Here is a 23,160-nt window from a genome sequence, read left to right as displayed (position 1 = left end):
ATGTCAAGATTTGTAGGAATTGATTTAGGAACTACTAATTCAACCGTGAGTGTAGCTCATAGAACGATTAGAAGTGAAATAGAAACAACAACTTTAGAAGTGACACAAACAGATGAACGGGGGGATTCTTTAATTCAAAATATTCTGTTGCCCTCTGTTCTTTATGTAGATCCTCAAAATATACCGTATGTTGGAAAGTTCGCAAAAAAAATGAGTGGGGTTTTTCCGTCTTCTGTTGTAAAAGAAGCCAAACGTGTTATCGGACAGGATAAAGGGTGGATAATTAATGATATCAGAATACGACCAGAAGAGGTTTCTTCATATGTTCTTTCATCCTTAAGAGCACAAGTGAAAGACTTTTATCCAAATGAAGAAATCGACAGCGTGGTAATTACAATCCCTGCAAACTTTGACTTTCAACAACAAAATGCCACCAAGACAGCTGCTATATTAAGCGGATTCAGTGAGGAGGGGATTCATATGATCCCTGAGCCAACGGCTGCCTTAATCGATTTCTTAAATGAAGAAGAAAAGCTAGATCCGACTGACAGGAGAATTGATTTTTCATCAGGTAAGAAGAACTTAATGGTCTTTGATTTGGGAGGCGGAACGTGTGATGTATCTATATTACAAGTTTCTGGACAAGAAGGTGGAAAGCTAGATATACAGGAAATTTCAATTTCTCAATATACTGATCTTGGGGGAATGGACTTTGATACAGAAATTATGAATGAATTATTACGTAGAGTTGTTAAGGAATCAGGACTTTCGGCGAAAGCTATTGCTCAAAAGTTCGGAAGAGATGTGGTAATACAGTTGTTATCCAACCTAACTGATATTGCTGAAAAGGCAAAAATGAAGTTTAGTACCAGCATTGAGTCAAAACTAAGGATAGAAGGAATTGAATATTTCGAGAACAAAGATCAATTCGATAATATTTCTTTCTCAGCAGCACTTCCAGGTACACTTCCTTCAGAGCTTGTAACAACGTTTAAATTAACCAAAAAGGATTATGACACTATAATTAATAAACTATTGTTTGCTGAAGGTAATCAAACCAAAAATATTGAAACGCCAATTCGTAGCGCTCTTGAAAATACAATATTGGGTCCAATGCAACTGGAAGATATTGATGCAGTATTTTTGGTAGGTGGAATGACTTATTACCAAACGATCCAAGAACGCATCTATGACATTTTCAATCGCCGAATTAAGCCGCTCAAATCATCCAACCCAATGACTTCAGTTAGTAGGGGAGCTGCTGTTTATCATTATCGGATTAATGAGATTTCCTTAAAAGGAAATAAAGAATATGTATCGGATAATAAAGACAGACAAAATGTTATTGGAAATACAGTTCCTAATAATATCTATGTTGATATCGTCGGGGGTGATCCAGTTGCTATTCTTGAAAAAGGAACCAAATTACCCTTTGAGCGCATCATTCAAGATAAGTTTATTGTTAATGGTCCGAGAGATATAAAAACGGTGAACGGAATGCAACTGGAACTTTTCTCAGCTCCCTTTGCTAAATCTATACATGTTAAAAAATTGAAATCTGCCATAATCGAATTTAAAAAACCTGTAGAAATAAACTCGAAATTAGTGTTAAAAGTAAGTTGCAACACTGAAAGAGAAGTTGCTGTAAAGGCTTGGCTTGAAAATGATGAAACGGAAGTGATCGACGTGAATATTGGATCACATGAGTTTACGGAAGAAGAAATTAGAGAACTCCAAGAACGTCAGGCAACGTTAAATAAAAACATTCGACAAAGGGAGATGAGACCAGATGTCACTATTTGATCGGATGTCTGATGAAGTGCTAGATAAACTGAATAGCTTGAAAAAGGAGATCTCACCATCAGAGGAATATAGGGAAAAAAATGTATTGAGCGATAAGGAAGAGGAGGAATTAAAGGAAGAGATTTTAAAACAAATTGAAATAGAAGAGCAAGAAAACGAAGCGGAATTTTTAGATTTTATGACAGGGCCAAGTTCTTTAAATGAGAATAAAGGTGTTGTTGAAGTTGAGTATTACGGTAATCTAGGTTACGTAGATATTTCATTTGAAAGCCTTGATGAAAACATTACTGAGTCTGAATATCAGACTATTTTGCAAGCAATTGAAAATATTGCATATCAGACTAACAGAGAATTATGGAAAGAATCTGTAAGAATCATAGAATCTTTTGGAGAGAGGTCAATCATTATTCTATTCAGAGAATGTCGTAAGTTTGACCTATCTGATGATAAAATCAAATCACTTATCATTCAATTGCTTAATCGATTGACGAACAGAAGTTTGAAGGGTAGACGTATTATTAAAGCGATTTTAGAAAAAGCCACTATACGTCAACATATTAATTTCGCAATTTTGGTTGCTGGTTCCATTAGAGATCAAGAGTCTGTTAGTGGATTGCTAAAACGCATGTCAGATCCAGAATATTTCAAGGGAAGCTTAGATGCCTTGTTAAATATAGCGAAGAAAGAGTCTATTCCAGATATTTTCAATGAAATTAATAACCTCGATTTAAGGCGGACTGATTTAATTGAACATGCGATAAAAAATGCTTATAGATTTTCAGAATTTGGAACAAGTGCTGTAAAAGTTATCTTTGAACTTTACATTAAAAATGAAAAATATCCTTTGGGACCGATTTATACAACCGCACTTCGTTCATTTCAGGAAGATGCTATACCGATGCTAAAAAAAGTGTTAAATGAGACAGACGACGATAACTTACTGATTCCTATTTGTCAGACACTAGGCTCACTAAGAATGACTCATTCAACAAATGTATTGGTTCAGGCACTTGAAGAATTTCCAGATAAGAAGCGTGCTATTATTCGTGGTTTGAGTTATACAAGAAGCGAAGGTGTTCTTTCATATGTGTTATCGGAGTTGAAAACCTCCAATGACCTTAAGGTAAAGCAAGAGTGTTTATTGACTATCGGATTTATAGGTAACCGCAATCAAAATGTCCAAGAGCAAATAAAACCTTACTTAAATAACAAAAATTCCATGCTTTATTTAGAGGCTCTTAATTGTATGGTTTCACTTGGGAATGAGGAGTCCTTTTTAAAGTATGTCAGTTTGTTAGTTGAAGGTAGTGAGTTTGAAAAGCGTACATTACAGAGACATGTTGCAAAATTACAACCTTACCAACACAAAAAGTTAGCGGAGAGTTTATTAACTTTATCAGATGAGAAATCTCTGTTTATTATTTGTGGATTACTACAAGCCAATGTACTAAATTCGGATATAGGGCCAATCATAATAAAAAGATTGGATTATGCAAAGCTGCCAGCGCTTCGAATAGAGATTTATAAGTTGATTGGTAAACATGTGAATAAGAAAAAAGAGTTGCTCCCCCAAGAAGTACTTTATGATGCAAAAAGAACTGAAAGTGATGTTCGAGTCGTCCGAGAAATAGATCATATTATTAGCTCAATGAAGAAAGAACAAGGAAGAATAACAATCAATCGAGAGACGAGGGAATAATATGAAAAGAAAAACAGGGTCCTCCGTTAAAAAGAACCCATATATTTCTATGGATGGCCTATATGGTATAAAAGATGAGTTGCTTGATGCTGCTCTGCTCTATCATTTTTCAGATCATGAAATTTCTCAAATCATTTACGGAAATGTTTCTTTGTTAAGAGCTATTAAAATTTCAAAACTTGACCTGAGTGGTAATAAAGTTGATAGTGTTCTCCTTCGTGAAAAGTTAAGTCAAGTCCTAAGCAATTATTACGAATTATACAATAAATTTGTGAATTCATATTTGAGTTACATGGAAAACACTTTGGATATTATTGCAAATAAAACAGATCGTACAATTGATGAAGTGGTACGAAATATCAAAGGGATTTATGAAAAAAATGTAATCCCAACACATACTACTATTAATATTCTTCGGTTTTATAAAAATGGATTGCATAAACAATTACTCGTTGAATTATTTGTTGATCAACATCCTGAATCGATTTATAAAGAATTAATTTCCAAACAAGTTTTATCTGTCGAGGATAAAAAGCTAAACAAATCACAAGTTAATAACAGTCCCAAAAAAGAAGGTGGGGATTTGAGCCGTAATAATTTTGAGTATTTGCATGATACTTCTGATGATGCTAAAGAGATAGACTTACCAAATGACCCCAGAGAGATCGTTGAAAGTGCAATTCGAATGTTAGAGCATGCATCAGAAATGTATAAAGAAAAAGAGTCAGATGGGGAGTATAAAGATCTCTATGATAACTTGCTAGAAGAACAGAATGAATTAAAAGTGACAATTGAAAACCAGTCCCTAAAATTAAGAGATCTTGAGAAGCTCATAAAATCTAATAATAAACAAATTAAAGGATTTACTTCTGAAATTAATCAATTACAGATGAGTAATACTCGATTAAATCAGAATTATGAGAATCAGTTAAAGGAGCAGGGTAAGATTTCGCAAACTTTAGGCGAGACGAGAAAAGAGCGTGATACATTACAGGCCGAAAATGACACTCTTACCCGCAAAATTAATAATTATGAGAAAGAGACAAATACGCTTCTTATTGAACGGGAATCAATATTCCGTGAGGAATCAAACAAACAACTTCAGTCCTCTCAACTGGATTTACGTCAAGTACAACAAGAACTCGAAGATATTAAGGATAAAATGAATATTGAAAACAGTAATAATTTAAAATTAATGCAGGAATTACAGCAAGCCCTCTCTCAGATAGATAGATTAAATAAGGATTACGAATTGCTTTTATCCGAAAGAGAAGAATTGCTTCGAGTAAAAACCTTATCAGAATCAGGAGTACAAGGGGAAGAGGAAACCAATTTGGATTTTGAATGGTTGGCGAAAGAATTTAATTATGATAATACCCCAACCTAAAAATTTAGCTATTGTTGAGATAAGGTCTTAAATTTCCATAAGTAATCATTGTATAAATTAGTATTTAAAGAAGCACAAAAAACGTAATAAACGTAGTGCTTCTTTTTTTGTTGAAGTGATTAAAAAAATTACATATCACTTTTAATTTGTACGGTTTGGTATTTCCTATCGAATGTCACTTTAAATTAAGATAAAGAATATTAATATGAATAGATAGCGGTGTATTACAAAAATCAAAGGAGAAATAAATAAAAATGAAATTAGCTTTTGAGAATTGGTTAGAGACACAATACATTGAGGATGAGGCAAAGGAATTTTTGGAAGAGGCTATTTTATGTTTTAAAGTTTCAGCATACCGTGGTGCTTTTATGTTGTCCTATTTAGCATTTCAGATAATAGTTAAACATCGATTGCTGCGTGCAGAACAGCCAGCTGGTATATCCGATTCAACTTGGACAGAAATACAAGATAATCTTAAATTAATAGATAAATGGGATATAGAAGTGAACGAAGTAATAGCTTTCGATAATGACGTAGAAAAGAAAAAAGTTAAGCCTAAACCTTCGAAACAAGCATTTCTAATATATAGAGATATACGAAACGAAGCAATTTTTTGGAAAAATAAGCGTAATGCGTGCATTCATGCAAAGGATATAATTAGTTATCCTCAAGTAGAAGCTCTATGGATGTTTATACAAAACCATTTAGGGAAGTTTATAGTTGATAGTGGAGTTGAAGGATTTGTTGAAGTAGCAAGGCGTCATTTTGATCCAACATGTGCTGAGTACAGCAATGACTACACTTATTTAGTAGATACGTTACCCAGTGTTGCTCACTTCGATCAGAGTAACGAATTGTTTAAAAAATTATTTCAAAAAATCCCCTTATCTCATTATGAAAACAACAGAGTCACACAATTTTGGATTGATTTATCTGAACATACAGATCCCAATACACAAACAAAACTATTACAATTTCTTGAGAATAACCAGAGAGAGTTCATGAACATAATATCTGTAGCTCCTGCAATTATAAGAAAGTTCTCAGGAAACGATGGCTTTTTAAGAGTGTTTTGGAAAAATAACTTTACGAGGTTTTGCAGAATATCAAGAAACTCGAGTGCAGTTTTTGAAATTGTAGAATGGTTGTTTAAAAATAATAAAATTCCACAGGATGAAATCGAGTCCTTTTGGACAAATCTAATTACCGAAGATATCTTTTTATTCATATCTAAATTATCGGATGAAAGTTTATTGATTTTAAAAAAATACAAATTTTTCGAAATATATGAAGGCTATATTCTAGCAGCTTCAAGTGATAAATGGAACTATCAATTTTGGTATGATCAAACAAGTAAGTTACCTTTCTACATTAAAAATGCAGAATTAAATTCAGTTGTTGTCAAACATATCAATAAAGTCTTGAATAATGTTAATACCAGCGGAACATTTGGTTCTGCGATAAAAGGTACCTTACAGGAAAATGAATTGCAAAAAAATAAATTTAAGGAACTATGCTCAGAAATGGGCGAAACTTTTTACTATGATTATTTATAAATAATTTAAGGATTAAATTGGAGTTCCTGTTATTCTAATTAGCACATAAAGCCCAGTGGATATTAACTAAGGATTTTGCCCAATCTCGTCTTTATGTTCCTGACCCGTAGGAAAGACTATCTGCCCTGAATTAACTAAGACAGTATAGCGCCATCATCTTAGAGCCGACTTTCTCGGCTCCTATTGTATTTAGTTGTAAGTTTTTTCCTTTTTTTTAAATTATTAATGGTTAAAAAACTTGAGATCGTTTACGATAAAATCTTTTCTTGGATAGGAATTTACACTATATAAAAATTCGACTGCTTTACTTTGGGCATTCGGAAACGAAGAAGCTTTGTAGAACGCAAGAGCTTTTTTTCGATGAAAGTGAAGTGAAGCGTGAACTTGGTTTTTGCCGAAAGGCTCCACTCGATAATGACTTGGAATTGCAGAACTGGAATAAAGGGGTTTCTCATTGCCGATGCCAAACGGCTCCATCATCATATGGTGCTCAAAGAGTTCATCATCAAATCTCTGGATAGGGAGTTCATGATGATACATTTTAGAGGGCTGGATGATGGCTTGTTTTCGAGCAGCAATTTGAATCGCAGCTGTAAAGGAAGGAAGCTGGTTGAGCTCTAGCGAAAGCCCTGCTGCGGCCTGATGCCCGCCAAAGGTCTTTAGATATTGGCTACAACTTTGAATGGCGTCCACAATAGAAAACGACGTGTTTGAAACCGACCGTGCAGATCCCTTCCCACGATCCGTAAACACGATGGTGGGCTTTTGATATTTCTCTGTAATTTTAGCGGCTAAAATTCCAATCAAGCCTTCATGTAGCTTATCGGCTACAACAATCAGATCTTGACTATGGAGGTGTAGCCTCTGAATGGTCTCATCAACTTGTCTAAATTGGACATCCGTTAGATATTTTCGCTTTTCGTTTAGATCAATCATAAAAATGATCGCATCTTCATGACTTATTTTCTCTGCTAAGAGCTTAACCGCAAAATTAGGATTACCGATGCGCCCAACCGAATTGAATATAGGAGCAATCAGAAAAGAGAGGGTGGAGCTATCAATATTTGAAATCCGTAGAAGCTGAAATAGTTTCTTAAATGGTTCTGAAGGATCGTTATTCATTTTATAGAGCCCTAGTTTCACAAGCGTACGGTTTTCGCCCACAAGCGGCATTAAATCGGCGACCGTCCCCAGGGCTACAAGCTCCAGATACTCCCAGGCATGTTTATACCAATCCAGATCTTTACGCACAGCAAACAGCGCCTGAATAATTTTGAAGGCCACCCCAACTCCGCATAGGTGGGTACAAGGATAGGTGTCATCTTTTCGTTTTGGATTGATAAAAGCATAGCATTTAGGGAGTTCACCCGTGATCTCGTGATGATCCGTTACAATAACATCGATTCCCTTGGCTGCCGCAGCGGCTAAAGCCGCATGCGAATTAGAACCGTTGTCTACTGTGATAATTAGTGAAGGATTCTCTATTGCGATTTTCTCGATAGTTTCTACTGAGAGCCCATAACCCTCGGCGCGGGTGGGGACTATCACTGAAACACTACCTTTTAAATTGCACAACGCACGATAAAGAAGCGCACTGGATGTCATTCCATCCGCATCATAATCGCCGAAAATACTAATCCGTTCGCCGTTCATAATAGCCCTATAGATTCGATATACGACTGTTCTCATTTCTTTGAACAGAAATGGATCATGGAGATCCGCTAAACTGGGATAAGCATAGGAATAATATAGGTCTTCATTTGTAATCCCACGAGAGAGGAGAATCTTCGTTAAATAAGTGGGAAGTAAGAATTGACGGGAGTAATACTGGATTAATCCCGTAGAAAAGCGTGTATCCTCGTGTAATTTCCACTGCAATTACAACACCTCCACTAAACGGTATTACCATTCAATATTCATAATAAACATGAGAAGAATTTATACAAATTATTCTCTTTTATGACCAATGAATTAACAACTACGAAAATAAGTAATAAATAATATATAAATGTGATACTAGCTGTCCTCTTGTATCAATTGTTGGGAAAGGTAGTATCTATTAATTATAATAATAGATAGCCAAGCGCCCAATCTTCAAAGCGTATGGTATAACCCAGTAATATACTCTATGTAAATATAAGACTTATATTTGAATCGCTTGCTGCAAAAATAACCTGGCGTACAACAACCGAGGATGCTTCAGTAAATATTATTATTTTTCTGAAGTTGGACTTATACCATGTAAAGAGCCTATTCGATAGGCTCTTTATTTTTTTGAAATTGAAAATGTTCAATTGCAGTTTTTATACAGTATTCTATAGAAAAAGAGGTTTTTGGCCTTTTGGATAGAATTGTCTTGTAAAGATGTATATTTTGAGAAATCCTAAAGAAAAGATTGGGGGTTGAAAATGTACATACAGAATATTCGCGATGCTATTTTTAACTTAAGCGATGAAGAAGAAAAGATTTTCCTTAAAAAACTAAGAAATATATTGAAATTCCAATACGGAAAAGACGTGAGACCTAAGACACTTAAAGGTCGTGTTTTGAAATTTGTACACGGTACAAAACCTAATAGTGATTATCTTGAAGCGTATTTACTAACTTTCGATGAAATAAAACAAAATGGAGCTGTAAATGCTCTTCAAGGAGAAAAAATTGATTTCCCACAAACCTGGAGGGATTTACTATTCCTTTCTAGTAATGCTCAACCATTGCCCCCGAATATAATTAAACATTTGGATGAGGAAACAGTTCAGAAAGAGCTGAGAGATATGTTTCATAATTCTGTAATGCACTGCGAAAGCAATAATACAGAACAGTTTTTTCAAAATCTCTATGCCTTTAACTTTTTCCTGAAAATTCATAAATAATCCTCTGTTATAAATAATGTAATCCCTAAATCACAATGGTTTAGGGTTTTTTTGTCTTTATGTGTTTTGGAGATCACATTTTATGGACATAAATGAAATATGAGGTCATTGGCAGGGAATAATATGGACTTTTTTTGAAAATTCATCACCCAAAAAAGAAAAGAAAAGATTATTAAATCGCATTATGATATGTTTTTTGGATAATCTTTAGGTTGGAAAAATATTGGAATGCAATTGCTTGGAATAACGTTTAATATGCTGTCATAACCAGAAGGATTTAAAGATTATTTACAGGCACATTAAAAGACCAAGAGGTGACAACATGCAAACGATGACTACAAAAAATAAAATCAAAGCGAAACTAGGACAAGGGGAAGGAAAGAATTATAAGCCATGGACCACAGTTCGAGATTTTGCGGGGAGCAATTCGCAATCGGGAAGAGTTTTGGGCTGGAAAACAGAGCGAATTCATCACTTTTTATCTCAATTAGAGCGTTTTTATTTCTATATCTTAGAATGGTCTGATAATGTGAGCGACATCCGCGAAAAATATCCCCTCTCTCTCGACAAAACACACGATTTGTCTGTAGCGCTGAATATAAAACATCCAAGCGACTCTAAAACAAAAGAACTTCTGGTTATGACAACAGATTTTGTTATCAATGTTAATCAAGATGGAAATGATCGGATGATTGCACGAACTGTTCTTCCTTCCAATCAACTCGCCTCTAAACGCACCATTGATAAGCTAGAACTAGAACGTATGTATTGGTTTGAACGAGATGTAGATTGGGGCATCGTTACTGAAAAAGAAATACCTAAAGAAATGGCACAAAATATTGAATGGTTTCATGGATGTCGGCAACTTGAAGGTTCTCCGTTTAATCAAAATCAACATGTGTTAGAACAAATTGAACCTACCTTATATAAGGAAGTGATTCATCCGAATGGGTACTCGCTATCAGAAGCATCGCTAAGGGTTGATGAGATGCTTGGACTTGAAATCGGGTCATCTCTATGGGCTGTTCAGCATTTTATTGCTACTAAGAGATGGAGTATTGATTTGAACAAGCGGATTCACCCTTCAAAGTGTATTTATGTTGAACGAACTGAGATGCAAAATAACAAAGGGAAGGAGAACAATGTTTCATGATAGCCGTGGGTATGCTGATTGAATGGGTTGAAACGGAGTACATGGAACGAATACTTTGGATCAATCCTAGTTATACAGAATGCTACGTAATTCGGCTTAATTCACCCTTTGAGGAACAGGTGTTTTTTCCACATTTGCGCCAAGTTGAGGCTATTTCAAGTGCCTTGAATGAGGATGCAGCAATAGTACGGCAAATTGATCCTTATGTAAGATTTAATGTTTCTTCACTATCTTCAAGTACAGTAAACCAGGAAGAAAATAATAAAGCTTGGGAGCTAATAAAAGATTTGGTGGTTGATGAGCCAGACATATACAATGAAAAGCTTCGGTGGGCAGCAATATGTGATCATATGAAGTTAAGTGGGGCGACGGCAAAGACATATTATAAATACCTTCGTCGATATTGGGCTGGTGGTAAACTGATCAGTGCCGTATCACAGGCCCATTTTCGTAAGGGAGGGAAAGGAAAAAAGAAAAGCCATAACGGAAATAAGTTAGGAAGGCCATCCAGGCTTTCTAAAGGGATTAATGTACCTGCAGGTGTTAATATTACTGAAGATATTGAGCGTATCTTTGGCTTATCAATAAAGCAGTTTTATCTTCCAAAAAAACGAAAATCTTTACCGAAATCCTATGATGAGATGATTGCAAAATATTTTAGTGTAGGGGATTTAAAAGATAAAGAGGGAAATAAAATTCCCTTACTGCCACCAAAAGAAGAACTGCCTACTTTCGCTTCATTTAAAGCGTGGTATTACAGAACATACAATGCGCGAGAACGATCGATTAATAATGAGGGAATGCGTAAACATAATCTAAAACGTCGTGCTGTACTTAACTCGGCTATAGATGAACACTTTGGCCCAGGCTCGATATATCAAATCGATGCAACGATTGGGGATGTATATTTAGTATCTCGATTTGATCGTACGCGGCTCATTGGTCGCCCCGTTATCTACGTCGTGATTGATGCATTCAGTAGGTTAATTGTTGGAATGTACGTGGGATTAGAGGGACCGAGTTGGACGGGCGCTCGCATGGCGTTGGCCAACGCATTTGAAAATAAGGTCGATTATTGTAAGCAATACGGGATCTCCATCAATGAAGAACAGTGGCCTGTTCATCATCTACCAAAGGCGATTATTGCCGATAACGCGGAACTGAAAAGTAAAGCTTCGGATAATGTAGTGGGTGGTCTCCATACCCCTCTTCTCAATGCTGCACCTTATCGTGCGGATTGGAAGCCTTACGTAGAACAAATGTTTAATCTTCTAAATGTAAAGGCTATTAAATGGCTTCCAGGAGCGGTGCACAAACGACAACGTGAACGTGGGGAAAAAGATTATCGATTAGATGGAAAAATGACTTTAGATGAGTTTACTAAGTGCATCATTGAAACCGTGCTAGAGCACAACCTGGAGAAGTATATGGATTACTATGAAATGGATAAGGACATGATTGCTGCTCATGTTAGTCCCTATCCAACTGATCTTTGGAATTGGGGGATTCCACATCGTGGCGGAGGGCTTCGCACATTTCCATCAGATTTTGTTCGCTTTCACCTTATGCCTAAAGATGAGGCAACCGTTACACGTGAAGGCATTAGATATGAAGATATGTATTATTCTTGTGAAACTGCAATTAGAGAAGCATGGTTTGAACAAGCTGCATCAACAGGAAAGTGGAAAATTCAGATTTCCTATGACTTTAGAAGTACGGATGTCATTTATATTCAAGCCAAGAATAGACAAGGATTCGAACGCTGTGAACTAACAGGGCGTTCAGCGAGATACAAGGGAACGACGCTGGAAGAGGCCAGAGATTATAATGAAATAGCAAAAATAAACAGAGAACTTTCAGGCACGCGAACACAACAATCTAAGACGGAGTACAGCGCTAAACGTAATGCCATTATTGACGAAGCTACCCAAAAGACTAATGCGGAGCTTAATCGATCAGATAAAAGCAACACGGCAAGAACTAAAGAAATTCGAAATAATCGACGAGAGGAAAAAGAAGTTAATCGGGAGACAGAAAAATTTGATATTGGAAAGAAATTATCTTCTCAAGACATAAGCAAGGTAATTGAATTACCGCGCAAAGAGGAAGATACAAATGACATTTTACGTCCAAAAACGAATAAGCGTGATACATTCTTAAATGTATTGGAGGGCCTCGATGAATGATATTAAAAAACAAATTTTAGCAGATGGGACCCATGCATTTGTCGGAAACAGAGCTATAGCAAGATATACAGAATCGCTAGACCCTATGCATCAGCATAATGTATATATTGCTGCGCTCCCTCCAATTTTAAGCACGAAAGAGGCGGCCGTTCAGCTTCGGCTTGAACCTGCGTATTTGGAATCCGAACGTGAACAGGCGCCTGAGTACCGTCAACATGCTGTCCAGCGCGTTTCCAATTTAATTCAGCCTACTCCTAACCAGCTTGATTTGCATCAGAGAATCTCTAGGGTGATTAGGGGAGGCTATGTCACGCGTAATCCACTTTCTGCGGAGTGGACGAAACAACTACGCTCCGCATATCCAGAGTTAAAGTGGGATGGGGAGGATGATTACACGAAGCCTGTACTTTCGTCAGCGGCGACTGGGTTTAGTATTGTGGGGACCAGTGGAGTTGGGAAAACAAAATCGGTTGAACGTGTATTAGCGTACTACCCTCAATTAATTGTACACCATGAATATAACGGTCATAGGTTTGAACGTCACCAGATTGTATGGTTGAAACTTGAATGTCCGTATAACGGATCAATCAAAGCGCTCGTCTTTAATTTCTTTCAATCCGTAGATGTCATTATGGGTACGGATTTTTATAGAAAGTTTTACAAGAGCAGACGCTCTGCTGATGAGCTTCTACCTGAGATGTCGCTCATTGCCTCTTCGTTAGGTCTTGGAGTTTTGGTCATTGATGAAATTCAGCGACTAAACAAAGCAGCCAGTGGTGGCGCCGAACAAATGCTTAATTTCTTTGTCAAGCTAAATAATCAAATTGGAGTCCCTGTTATACTAATTGGCACCCACAAAGCCCAGCAGATTCTGACCAAGGAATTTGCGCAGGTACGACGTGGATTGTCGCAAGGAGAGATGATATGGACCCCTTTATCCGTAGACGATCGTGAATGGGAGATGTTCATTAAAAAGCTTTGGAAGTATCAGTTTACCAGTGAGTATACGCCTTTGGACGATTCTCTTAGAGATATGATGTATGACCAGTCGCAGGGTATTGTTGATATTGCTGTTAAACTCTTTATGCTTATCCAATGGTCCTTAATTGGTTTTGCAGAGGTAGAGAAAATTACACCTCAACTGATTAAACAAACTGCTAAAACACATATGAAAACGGCTCAACCGATCCTTGATGCTCTTCGAAATGGTGATGAAGAAAAATTGATTACCTACGGGGATGTTATTCCGCTAGAGGCAGATCTTCTCAATAATTTTTACCAAAATCAGCGGGGAAAACTGGTTGTATCGGGTCGCATGAATACTCTTGCTATGCAGCAAAAGCTGGAGAGCGTGGAATCTGTTGGTGAAGCGGATGAAGAATTGTTAGTGATACAAATTGCGATGAACCTTGTCAATATGGGGGTCGAACAAGAATTAGCAAAAGCATGTGCAAAAAAGGCGCTCGACAGAAATGGTGCTAGTCATGACATTAAAATAGCGATGTGGGATGCTTTCGAATTGGTACGAGTTTCAAAAGAAGAACAGAGTCAGCCCAAGGTGGGAAGAAACCCGAAATCACGAGCCGATAAAAATGTGTCCTACTCCGACCAGGATTTACGAGCAATTTATGCTCAGGCATTGTCTGTACGGAAACCACCTTATGATGCATTAGGGGAAGCAGGTTACATTCGAAATGCATTGGAATTCTATGCGGTATAGGAGGGAAGCGAATGATCTTTGAGTTTAATCCTCATCCTGATGAATTGCTGTACAGTGTCTTAGCTAGATTCAATTTGGTTAGCCGAAATGTAATGATCGGTAGTAAAGAAACCGTACAGGATGCATTTTCAAGCAGAACGGCATCTGCCGTTTACGATTTACCAACAAGGCTTTCTATACTACACTCTAATCTCCCCGTGGGCACACATTTTACTCCCGAACGAATGATTCAAAATCTAACCTTGTATCGATTATATGCACCCTTTTTACCTCCTGATCGTGCTGAAAAGGTAATTGAGAAGATGAAGATGGATGGTGATGTACATACAACTATTGGTGTACTTGCTAGTCGTATTCCTTTCCTTTCTCATATGCGATATTGCCATGAGTGCATAGTCGAAGACTGTAATCAATTTGGAGAACCTTATTGGCACATTAGTCACCAAATTCCTGGGATACACATTTGTCATAAGCATTATTCGCGGCTTCTTACTAGTTCACTTCAAGTTTCGAGTCGAGAGAATAAACACGAGTTTATTGATATATCACAAGCGATTACTTCAGGGGAGGAAGTTAGTCAGGATAATCCCTCGGAACATGAGCGTTTTTTAGCCAATGCAGCGTATTGGCTATTGAGAAATGAACCACCCATTATTGGGCTAGAGGTGATCCGAGAAAAATATATCGCTTGTTTACAGCAGGAAGGTTATGCAAGTTTTTCAGGAAAGGTTCATAATGAAAAGTTTATGCGGTCTTTTGTAGGTTTTTATGGCCGAGATTTTCTTAGATCACTAGATTGTGAAGTGATTTATAAGGAACAAAATTGGTTATTGAAAATGGTTCGAAAACAGCGTGGAGCCGCACATCCGATTCAACATTTATTAATGATGCATTTTTTAGGGTTGAGTCCTGATATATTTTTTACCACGGAAATAAAATATCTTCCCTTCGGTGAAGGGCCATGGCCTTGCTTAAATCGAGGTGCAAGTCATGTCGGGCACGCGACCATTCGTGAAGTGAAGATAACACGGGACTATGATACAGGACTGCCTATGGGGACATTTTCTTGTCCTTGTGGATTTGTATATTCCCGCCGTGGGCCCGATCGGACGGTAGAAGATCGATCCCGAATCGGTGAAGTCAAAGTTTTCGGGAAAACGTGGGAGAAGCAACTGCTTAAATTGTCGTCAGAAGGTAAAACGATTACGAGTATCGCCTCAGTACTTGGTTGCGATAGAGGTACGGCTATCAAATACAAGAGAATATTGGCTGGGGGAGTTCAAGAAGAAGCTATTTGTGCACGAGAGGTGCCTGAGGATCGTGAGAGAAATAAGCGGAGAAAACGATGGCTCCAGTTGCAACAAATTCATCCCCTGGCCACCAGAAAAGAGCTTAGGGAAATGGCACCAAAGGATTTTGCCTGGCTCTATCGGCATGACAACCAGTGGTTGTATCAACAGTTACCTGATATAACGGTACCCCAAAAGTATTCAGATACTCGGGTGAATTGGGAAGCGCGCGACCAGCAGATGCTTATCGCCGCAACTACTGTAGTCGAAAAGGAGCTTTCAACTGAGGAAAAGCCTGAGCGTATAACCGTCAGTATGATTGGTAAACGAATTGCTGAACTGGGTGTTTTACAAAAACATCCAGAGAAAGTGCCTTTAACAACTGCATTTATACATCAGGCTGTGGAGACACTTGAAGAGTTTCAAATTCGCAGAGTTAAGTATGTAGCAGAGGAACTTCGCCGTGATAAAGAATTGGTGTTACAGTGGAAAATTGTTCGTAAAGCTGGTTTAAGGCCAGGCTTTTCGGAAGCAGTTACACAACAGATTTATCTAGAGTGTAAAAATATTTGATATGAAAACGAAAAGAATCTATGACTCTATAGGCTCTTTAAGGAGATTAGTTATAATCGTAGTATTTGTAACTAGACTACTACCTTATTATGGTAAGTAAAAAAAAGTATGAAATTAGTAGAAGTAAATTTACCATTTCCAATCTTTTTATAAGATCAGTATATTTTTTAGCAAAATATATACAAGTAAGAGCCTGAATTATTAAAAGTGCACGTATTATTATTAGTTCCATATAAATCACTTACCTCCCCCTTCATTTGTTGTATTATCTAAATAAATCTAATAACCTTTAGATTTTCTAAAATAATAGGGGGAGTATAAATGAATCCGCTGAAGAATTGGTACGAAAGAAATATATTGAAAATAATAGGAATAATGGGCATTTTATTTATTTGTTCTAGTTTTATCACTCTTATTCCTTCTATACACTCTTTTATAACTCCACTTTGGTTTATAGCCGTAGGGGCTTTAGCTCTTGTTTTTACGGCTGTAGCCGAATTAGAGAGCACGCAAGCTATTTGGTTATCATTTATATGGACTATTATTCTTTTTGCTTTTGTTAGAGGAAAAACGTTTAATACTGAAGCCATTGATAAATGGGCACCAATAATTTGTGATAGTATTGCTATTTTCACTTTAGGATTTAGTCTATTACTCATTTTTTACAAGCAAAAAAAAAAAACTGGAGAATGAAATTGAAATTTTAGAACCGAACAGAAGATTAAAGTTAGTTTTAGAGAAATTTATACATGGAAATAAAATATGGAATATGACTGATAGCGAGGTCAACTCCTTAATTGAGGACTTAATAAAACATAAGGTTTTCCCTCAGTAAAGTGAATATAGCAATTAACTTGAATCCTATAAAATTATGAAATGAAAGAGGTATTAAATGAGAGATGTAGTAATTGGAATCGATCCAGGAGGGCAAAACAAAAACGGAGTTGCATTGATTTTTCTTAAAGGAAATAAAATCATTGATGTTAAAACAAAGAACGAAAAGTCAGTAAATACGATTATTCGCTGGATCAGTATGTCTATCAGTTCTAATGACTCTGTAATAGCTATTGGAATTGATTCTTGTTTGTGGTGGTCAACTTACAGATGTGGTTGGAGGCCTATGGATAGGTATTTGAAAATGAAATACAAACTGGCTTATCGTAGTGTTTTTTCTATTAATGGGGCACGTGGTTCCATGCTTACTCAGGGCATTATGCTTGGAGACTTACTTTCAAAGAAATTTCCCAATGCTATAATTAATGAAACTCATCCTAAAGTTGCTTATTATGCTGAGACCAAAACAAAGTACACATTGAGTAAAAAGGCTCCTTCGAAAACAATGAATTCTTTTCTTATAAACAAAATCAGACATGTGGGAAACTTAAATAAATTTAGTAAGACATTTCTCCCGCAAAATTGCTCTGAACATGAATGGGATGCAATTTATTCTGCTTTATTTACGTTAGAGTATGGATTGCAAAAAAGTGTACCGAATGATTTAATCCGAAGCAAATTTAAATTGTATCAATTGTTTCCTGACCTAAAACCTCATTACTTTTGGGTTTGATAAATTCGGAATCTATTGAATTTTTATAAGGAATTAAGTGGAAGATTAAATGTTCATGTAGTACAATAGACCCAAGATATATAGGATTATTACCGAGAATAATTACTTTATTTTTTATAAATGTTAAGGAGTTGGATAATGTCGACGACTGTTTTTATTCTAAGTATAATCATCAGCTTTATTATTGGTTTCATTGGTTCCACTTCTATTAAAGCAATTAAGAAGAAAAATAATCCTCTTGAACATAGTGGACCTCAAGAAATTAAAGCATTAATGGAGATTGAATATCGTAAAGGTGTGGAAGAAGGCGAAAAGAAGGCCTTTGCAAAATTTACATTGATTTATGAACCATTTGTAGATATATCAGATTCTCTTCTGAAGAAAACAGCCGAAGCAGGGTATACCATGCAGATGTTTTATAATGGTCTTCCGCTTGGAGACCCAATGAAAAGAGTTACTCATCATGAAGAGAAGTACAAGGACGAAAATATGAAATACATACTTGATACAATTAACGGAACAATAAATAATTTAATGTTAGTTGCTGATCCGCTAGGAATTCCTGTAATCATGAATGAAAAACCAAAGATTGAGAAAAAGAAGGCGAAAACAGGATAATATCTTTTGACAATTCCTTTGAATTTCAATAATCATAGATCTCTGCCAGACGATATCAGGTGGCTATTCCTGATTACTCGCTTGGCATTTTCTTTTACTGATAAATTCTAGCTTAAGTCTACATTAAAGGATAAAAGGAGAAGAACCCATTGTAGTCAAAGAGGAGCCTTCAAGCAGGGAAAATCCCGAGCGTATATCCGTCAGTATGATTGGTAAACGAATTTCTGAGCTGGGTATTGTGCAAAAACATTCTCAGAAAGTGTCTTTAACAACTGCATTTATACAGCAGGCTATGGAGACTCTTGAAGAGTTTCAAATTCGTAGAGTTACGTATGTAGCAGAGGAACTACGTCGTGACAAAGAGTTGGTGCTACAGTGGAGAATTATTCGGAAAGCTGGGTTAAGGCCAAGCTTTTCGGAAGCAGTGGCACAAGAGATTAGACTAGAATGTATAAATATTTAAGGGTGCAAAAAAGAACCTATTGTCCTACAGGTTCTTTTTTTTTTGTAAGGATAAGGTATCGGTTATGTTAGAAATTATGTTTATTTTAGCTTACTTTATCTTTCTATTAGCGTTTGCAAAAAGAGGTAAAGAACCATAAGGAGCAAGTTGAGCGTTTCCAATCTTTTTATAAGGTCGGAACGCACTATAGCAAAATAAATACTGACGAGAGCTGCGATTACTAAAATATATCGAATTAATAATATTTCCAAATAAGTCACAAACACCCCTCCTTTATTTGTTGTATTATCTAAATAAAGCTAAAAGCATTTAAATTTCTTGAAATTTATAAGGAGGAATAGAAATGGGCCCACTTGATATTCGTAATGAAAGAAATAGATTGGACATTACCCGTGTGGTAGCAGTTGCATTTATGGTAATTGGAATACTTAACTTTATTCCTGTAGTTCATTCTATGTTATCGCCCATTTGGTTTATATGGGTTGGGGCATTGTCTTTGATTATTACTCTACTTGCTGAACTGGAGAATAGTCAGGCTATTATAATATCCATTTTATAATGGAAGCAAAATACGGAATATGACTGAAAATGAGGTCAACTCCCTAATTGAAGATTTAATAAAACATGAAATTCACCCTCAGTAAAGTGAATATATAAGTACTTAAATTTTTTGAAATATTTTATTGATTCTTCAAACCATTGGCGTATCTTTCAGCCTTATTTTGTGCTTTTTTAATGGCCACGGGTTATGATTTTGATGGTTTTAATACGGGGCTAAACGATACAGCTATCTTTGCAGTTCTGTTATTAATTATCTATAAGGGAGATAAAAGAGATTTACTTTAAAAAGGAAAGGTATTACAAACCTCCAATTAAGAGAAGGGGAGGGAAGTAATATGTTCAAAAAACATGTGTTATTTTTTTCGCTTTACATATTAGGTTTTAATGTTATGGCTTTATTTCTGGTCGAAAGTGCCTTTATGTTTTGGTTAGTCATTGTCCCTTCATTTTTTATCGTATTATTTTTTTTAGTGTTTAATTATTACATCATATACGTTCTCATAATTTTATCTTTCTTAATTGTGTTTTTCAATTTTGATAAAACAAACTATATTCCTTATCATAGTATTACTATATTAATAATTAATATGATTATTTTATTGTTTTTGATATTCATGGAAATTTAAAAAATACTACAAGAGTCAAGATAAGTAGGTAGAATTAATGAATCAATTCTTAGCAAAGGACATTATTTTGCTTAAAGAACAATGCCTAGTTATAAACTAAAAAAGGAAGGTAATTAACCTTCCTTTTTTCTATATCCGCTTAAATTCAATATGCACTTTTTTTGCGAAATCTGAAAACTTATCATCCATAATTGACCCATCAGGCCAGCGTTGTGTGAGCAGCAAAGCTGTAAATAAGTCCCTCATCATTAAAAATTCTTCTTCGGTCATTTCTAAATTTAACGTTGTTTTTTTATGACAAACAGGCATATCTTGCACCACCGTTCCTTTATTGATACTATTTAATAGTAAAATACCTATAAAAATCCTGCTTGGTAAGGAGAAATATTTTATGAGTGAATCCAAGAAATTCTCGGACTTGGTGGACGAATTTGCACGTGATGTGAATTTAAAATTGATGGAAAACATTGAATACACTTTAGATGATATTCTTCCTACGATTAAGAAAATTAAAGAATTTTTAGTAGAAGATCGTAACATTAACTGCACAATTGAAGTAGTAAAGTCATCGCCTGATCACGTTCGTCTAATCGTCAAAAATTCTATAAAAGAATTTAGAACGTGTGTTATTCCATCTGAAATTATTGGAAAGAAAGTTCCCCGCAATCAATTAGAGGAAGAAATCTTTAATCATTTGGTGAAAAACTGGGGAAGGATTTAGATAGCGAGTGCTTTTGTTCGTTATAGTTTAGATAATTCTTAGCGCGTTATAAACTCTCCCGATTAACAATTTAATGAATGTTTAGTAATCTAACCTTCTATTCTAAAAAATGCAATGGACCTTCTGATAATTACATTAAAGATCATCATGCAAAATAAAAAAACAAGCTCATATTACCGCTTGTTTTACTTCCCACTTCTATTTAACTTTATATTTGAGGGGTACTTTCCACTTTTATTTAACCGATTATCCATATACGATTGGAAACCGCTTTATGCATGCGGGATCTCACTTCCCATTATTATTTAACGGAATCATAAATGATGAAGTTTATGTATATGGATGAATCAGGTAAATATATCTTATCAAGGCGAGAACCAATTTTCATTTTCGGAGGATTATTGATTGACCGCAACAGAATATTTGAAGCCTTAGAAGTGTTCAAAGAGATTCATGGTAAATTAAAAGAACAGCTTAAAAGTAAAGCTAATTCAAGTATACCGAAAGAAGAACCAGCTAAAGTTTCTAAAAAAAAGAGACGAGGAGAAGAAGAAGGGAAAGAGGAGAATCATCGCAACACTCTGACTAAAAGCGATCGGATTCATATGATGTTCGAAAACTTTGAATTTCATGCGTCTGTTATGTTTAAGCGTTCAGATAACGTAAGAGATGACGAAATTACTTCGGAGAACCCTTGGAAGTTTCTTAATGATAGCGAACTGCCCAAAATACTTCGAGAGTTACTCAGTAGTCTACAACCGTATGTGGAAAAGATATATATGTTTAAGGTGACTGGGGAAGAATACAAAAGGTATTGCGATTCAATTGGTGAGAGAGCAACAGATGATAAATTATGTAAAGATATGGTTGACTTTATATTGGATGAATATACAGCAGTTTTAATTGAACAAGAAGTAATTGGAGCTTTAATACCAGATCGCCTTGATAAGAGAATGCGAAAACAATTTGTTTCTTCATTAGCTAAGAATCATTCTGAGAGTCCTATTTGGTTGGAGCCCATTACTGTGGAATCACACTCAAATGCATTTACTCAGTTAATTGACGTAATTACATATATCTATCGTATGTATATACTAAATGATAATTCAAAAATAAGTTTTGAAGCTCTTCGAAAAATATATTTAAAATATTTAAAGGACGTAACAGAAGAAATGGATTTAATTGATTATCTAAAAAGAGGATAATCCCTACTATTGACAAATTGCAATAGTATAGTATATTTATATTAAGACACTTTCTCTTAGGGATATGATTTAATAATCAAAGGCCCTCAAGTTTTAGTGGAATAGGAATAGGGATGGTCGGCTCCGACGTTCTGATTTTCTGATTTTTTTAAAATTAAGGTTCTACATTTGTTTATTTGGTTATACTATATAGTGTAGTCAGGTGGTCGGCACCGATGCTTGACAACAAGAAAGGTCTCCACGTATCTAGACGTGTGAGTCCTTTTTTATTTCATAATTAAATTTCACTTAAGGCTTACATATCTTACATATCATATAAATACATCGGCAAAGCTAATCATTCTGTTTCATTGATTATTGGTATCGTTCAGATATTACAAATGAGTATGTAATGTGGAGTATCAAACTTATGGGATAAAAAAATAAGCCACGCGTGAAGGCTTATCTCACTTCCCATTTCTATTTAACGTTTTATTTAAGTGCTACTTCCCACTTTTTTTTAACCAATTACAAATGCATGATGGGAAAGTCCTTTATAAATGAGGAAGTTCACTTCCCATTATTATTTAACGGAATCAACAGTTGTTTGACTAATTACATTAATGTGTTGTTCTGAACATTAAAGTATTGTTTTGAGTAACAAAATTGCAATAAAATGAGTGTGGAACAGCAACACTGACATCTAGAGCCGTCCTGAAAATACAGGGCGGCTTTATCTTTTTTTTTATATGGGGGAAGATGATCTCACAAGGCCGACTTAGTGAAATTGAGCAGGGAAAGACTAAACCCTCTGCCGAAACTCTAAAAGAATTAAGGAAAGAAATTAATGTTGATTTAAACTGGTTATTCGACGAGGATATTTAATTTTGTTAATATGTTGATGGTGTGCTACCCGCGTACGTTCTTTAATAGGTAATTGGAAATGGAATATAATGAGGAGGACGCAGCCCAAGCGAAGGCGCGGGAGCGTTCTTTTTATTAAACTAACGGGAGGATATCCCTCAATTCAATGTTTTAAGTACGGCAGCATAACGAAACAGTAGTTCATTAGCGTTCGAACCAAAACAGTGAGATACAGACAACTGAAGCACGGATGAGTCGGAACGAAACTATCATACGGACGAAGATCCTGTCAGGCAGCATATCTGACCTCCACCTCA

General features: G+C 35.8%; 19 protein-coding genes. 17 read left to right on the top strand and 2 right to left on the bottom strand.

The window, feature by feature from the left end; all coding sequences use genetic code 11:
- From NYE58_RS32375 to NYE58_RS32360, 4 genes are all read left to right on the top strand, one after another.
- Entirely contained in the window at positions 1-1,803 is a 1,803-nt protein-coding gene (locus NYE58_RS32375; RefSeq protein WP_038596836.1) for an Hsp70 family protein, read from the top strand.
- Positions 1,790-3,502 (top strand): HEAT repeat domain-containing protein, encoded by a 1,713-nt coding sequence (locus NYE58_RS32370; protein WP_341003975.1) that lies wholly within the window; start codon positions 1,790-1,792, stop codon positions 3,500-3,502. Before NYE58_RS32375 ends, NYE58_RS32370 begins: the two co-directional genes overlap by 14 nt.
- A gap of 1 nt (position 3,503) precedes the next feature.
- Positions 3,504-4,889 carry a hypothetical protein gene (locus tag NYE58_RS32365; protein ID WP_341003974.1) on the top strand — a complete coding sequence of 462 codons (1,386 nt, stop codon included), beginning with the start codon at positions 3,504-3,506 and terminating at the stop codon, positions 4,887-4,889.
- Positions 4,890-5,143: 254 nt separating this feature from the next.
- Positions 5,144-6,445: a hypothetical protein gene (locus NYE58_RS32360; protein ID WP_341003973.1), complete on the top strand. Its 1,302-nt coding sequence runs from the start codon at positions 5,144-5,146 to the stop codon at positions 6,443-6,445.
- Positions 6,446-6,667: 222 nt separating this feature from the next.
- Here NYE58_RS32360 and recJ read toward each other — a convergent pair whose 3' ends face one another.
- Positions 6,668-8,323, bottom strand: a complete 1,656-nt coding sequence (gene recJ / locus NYE58_RS32355; RefSeq protein ID WP_341003972.1) for a single-stranded-DNA-specific exonuclease RecJ — start codon at positions 8,321-8,323, stop codon at positions 6,668-6,670.
- 530 nt (positions 8,324-8,853) lie between these two features.
- Here recJ and NYE58_RS32350 point away from each other — a divergent pair.
- From NYE58_RS32350 to NYE58_RS32305, 10 genes are all read left to right on the top strand, one after another.
- Positions 8,854-9,318: a hypothetical protein gene (locus NYE58_RS32350; RefSeq protein WP_038596821.1), complete on the top strand. Its 465-nt coding sequence runs from the start codon at positions 8,854-8,856 to the stop codon at positions 9,316-9,318.
- 322 nt (positions 9,319-9,640) lie between these two features.
- Positions 9,641-10,471, top strand: a complete 831-nt coding sequence (locus tag NYE58_RS32345; RefSeq protein ID WP_052092332.1) for a heteromeric transposase endonuclease subunit TnsA — start codon at positions 9,641-9,643, stop codon at positions 10,469-10,471.
- Positions 10,468-12,657 (top strand): Mu transposase C-terminal domain-containing protein, encoded by a 2,190-nt coding sequence (locus tag NYE58_RS32340; protein WP_341003970.1) that lies wholly within the window; start codon positions 10,468-10,470, stop codon positions 12,655-12,657. Before NYE58_RS32345 ends, NYE58_RS32340 begins: the two co-directional genes overlap by 4 nt.
- Positions 12,650-14,377 carry an ATP-binding protein gene (locus tag NYE58_RS32335; RefSeq protein ID WP_052092330.1) on the top strand — a complete coding sequence of 576 codons (1,728 nt, stop codon included), beginning with the start codon at positions 12,650-12,652 and terminating at the stop codon, positions 14,375-14,377. The genes NYE58_RS32340 and NYE58_RS32335 overlap by 8 nt, the downstream gene beginning before the upstream one ends.
- 11 nt (positions 14,378-14,388) lie before the next feature.
- Positions 14,389-16,239 (top strand): TnsD family transposase, encoded by a 1,851-nt coding sequence (locus NYE58_RS32330; protein ID WP_341003969.1) that lies wholly within the window; start codon positions 14,389-14,391, stop codon positions 16,237-16,239.
- A 321-nt stretch (positions 16,240-16,560) separates the two neighbouring features.
- Positions 16,561-16,932: a hypothetical protein gene (locus NYE58_RS32325; RefSeq protein WP_341003968.1), complete on the top strand. Its 372-nt coding sequence runs from the start codon at positions 16,561-16,563 to the stop codon at positions 16,930-16,932.
- A gap of 199 nt (positions 16,933-17,131) precedes the next feature.
- On the top strand, positions 17,132-17,806 hold the full coding sequence (locus NYE58_RS32320; protein WP_038596813.1) for a DUF429 domain-containing protein: 675 nt from the start codon (positions 17,132-17,134) through the stop codon (positions 17,804-17,806).
- Positions 17,807-17,944: 138 nt separating this feature from the next.
- On the top strand, positions 17,945-18,424 hold the full coding sequence (locus NYE58_RS32315; RefSeq protein WP_341003967.1) for a hypothetical protein: 480 nt from the start codon (positions 17,945-17,947) through the stop codon (positions 18,422-18,424).
- Between the two features lie 205 nt (positions 18,425-18,629).
- Positions 18,630-18,887: a hypothetical protein gene (locus NYE58_RS32310; RefSeq protein ID WP_341003965.1), complete on the top strand. Its 258-nt coding sequence runs from the start codon at positions 18,630-18,632 to the stop codon at positions 18,885-18,887.
- Positions 18,888-19,230: 343 nt separating this feature from the next.
- On the top strand, positions 19,231-19,446 hold the full coding sequence (locus NYE58_RS32305; RefSeq protein WP_341003964.1) for a hypothetical protein: 216 nt from the start codon (positions 19,231-19,233) through the stop codon (positions 19,444-19,446).
- A gap of 757 nt (positions 19,447-20,203) precedes the next feature.
- Here NYE58_RS32305 and NYE58_RS32300 read toward each other — a convergent pair.
- The gene (locus NYE58_RS32300; protein ID WP_341003963.1) at positions 20,204-20,395 is read right to left on the bottom strand and encodes a hypothetical protein; all 192 of its coding nucleotides are present in this window, start codon (positions 20,393-20,395) and stop codon (positions 20,204-20,206) included.
- Between the two features lie 70 nt (positions 20,396-20,465).
- On the opposite strand from NYE58_RS32300, the gene NYE58_RS32295 reads away from it, so the two are divergent.
- From NYE58_RS32295 to NYE58_RS37590, 3 genes are all read left to right on the top strand, one after another.
- The gene (locus NYE58_RS32295) at positions 20,466-20,795 is read left to right on the top strand and encodes a hypothetical protein (RefSeq protein WP_038596803.1); all 330 of its coding nucleotides are present in this window, start codon (positions 20,466-20,468) and stop codon (positions 20,793-20,795) included.
- Positions 20,796-21,133: 338 nt separating this feature from the next.
- Positions 21,134-22,000, top strand: coding sequence for a DUF3800 domain-containing protein (locus NYE58_RS32290; RefSeq protein WP_341003962.1), 867 nt, complete (start codon positions 21,134-21,136; stop codon positions 21,998-22,000).
- A gap of 738 nt (positions 22,001-22,738) precedes the next feature.
- Positions 22,739-22,864 (top strand): helix-turn-helix domain-containing protein, encoded by a 126-nt coding sequence (locus NYE58_RS37590; protein ID WP_081383471.1) that lies wholly within the window; start codon positions 22,739-22,741, stop codon positions 22,862-22,864.
- Positions 22,865-23,160: the final 296 nt, after the last annotated feature.

Origin of the sequence: Paenibacillus sp. FSL L8-0708 (assembly GCF_038009325.1) — a bacterium.
Classification (GTDB): Bacteria; Bacillota; Bacilli; order Paenibacillales; family Paenibacillaceae; genus Paenibacillus_AQ; species Paenibacillus_AQ odorifer.
Note: the sequence above shows the minus strand (reverse complement) of the source record. Positions and strands in the feature narration are given on the sequence as shown.

Bases quoted from the DNA above. Each gene is read 5' to 3' on its own strand.
- NYE58_RS32375 (WP_038596836.1), top strand. From the start codon at position 1: ATGTCAAGATTTGTAGGAATTGATTTAGGAACTACTAATTCAACCGTG.
- NYE58_RS32370 (WP_341003975.1), top strand. From the start codon at position 1,790: ATGTCACTATTTGATCGGATGTCTGATGAAGTGCTAGATAAACTGAAT.
- NYE58_RS32365 (WP_341003974.1), top strand. From the start codon at position 3,504: ATGAAAAGAAAAACAGGGTCCTCCGTTAAAAAGAACCCATATATTTCT.
- NYE58_RS32360 (WP_341003973.1), top strand. From the start codon at position 5,144: ATGAAATTAGCTTTTGAGAATTGGTTAGAGACACAATACATTGAGGAT.
- NYE58_RS32350 (WP_038596821.1), top strand. From the start codon at position 8,854: ATGTACATACAGAATATTCGCGATGCTATTTTTAACTTAAGCGATGAA.
- NYE58_RS32345 (WP_052092332.1), top strand. From the start codon at position 9,641: ATGCAAACGATGACTACAAAAAATAAAATCAAAGCGAAACTAGGACAA.
- NYE58_RS32340 (WP_341003970.1), top strand. From the start codon at position 10,468: ATGATAGCCGTGGGTATGCTGATTGAATGGGTTGAAACGGAGTACATG.
- NYE58_RS32335 (WP_052092330.1), top strand. From the start codon at position 12,650: ATGAATGATATTAAAAAACAAATTTTAGCAGATGGGACCCATGCATTT.
- NYE58_RS32330 (WP_341003969.1), top strand. From the start codon at position 14,389: ATGATCTTTGAGTTTAATCCTCATCCTGATGAATTGCTGTACAGTGTC.
- NYE58_RS32325 (WP_341003968.1), top strand. From the start codon at position 16,561: ATGAATCCGCTGAAGAATTGGTACGAAAGAAATATATTGAAAATAATA.
- NYE58_RS32320 (WP_038596813.1), top strand. From the start codon at position 17,132: ATGAGAGATGTAGTAATTGGAATCGATCCAGGAGGGCAAAACAAAAAC.
- NYE58_RS32315 (WP_341003967.1), top strand. From the start codon at position 17,945: ATGTCGACGACTGTTTTTATTCTAAGTATAATCATCAGCTTTATTATT.
- NYE58_RS32310 (WP_341003965.1), top strand. From the start codon at position 18,630: ATGATTGGTAAACGAATTTCTGAGCTGGGTATTGTGCAAAAACATTCT.
- NYE58_RS32305 (WP_341003964.1), top strand. From the start codon at position 19,231: ATGGGCCCACTTGATATTCGTAATGAAAGAAATAGATTGGACATTACC.
- NYE58_RS32295 (WP_038596803.1), top strand. From the start codon at position 20,466: ATGAGTGAATCCAAGAAATTCTCGGACTTGGTGGACGAATTTGCACGT.
- NYE58_RS32290 (WP_341003962.1), top strand. From the start codon at position 21,134: ATGGATGAATCAGGTAAATATATCTTATCAAGGCGAGAACCAATTTTC.
- NYE58_RS37590 (WP_081383471.1), top strand. From the start codon at position 22,739: ATGATCTCACAAGGCCGACTTAGTGAAATTGAGCAGGGAAAGACTAAA.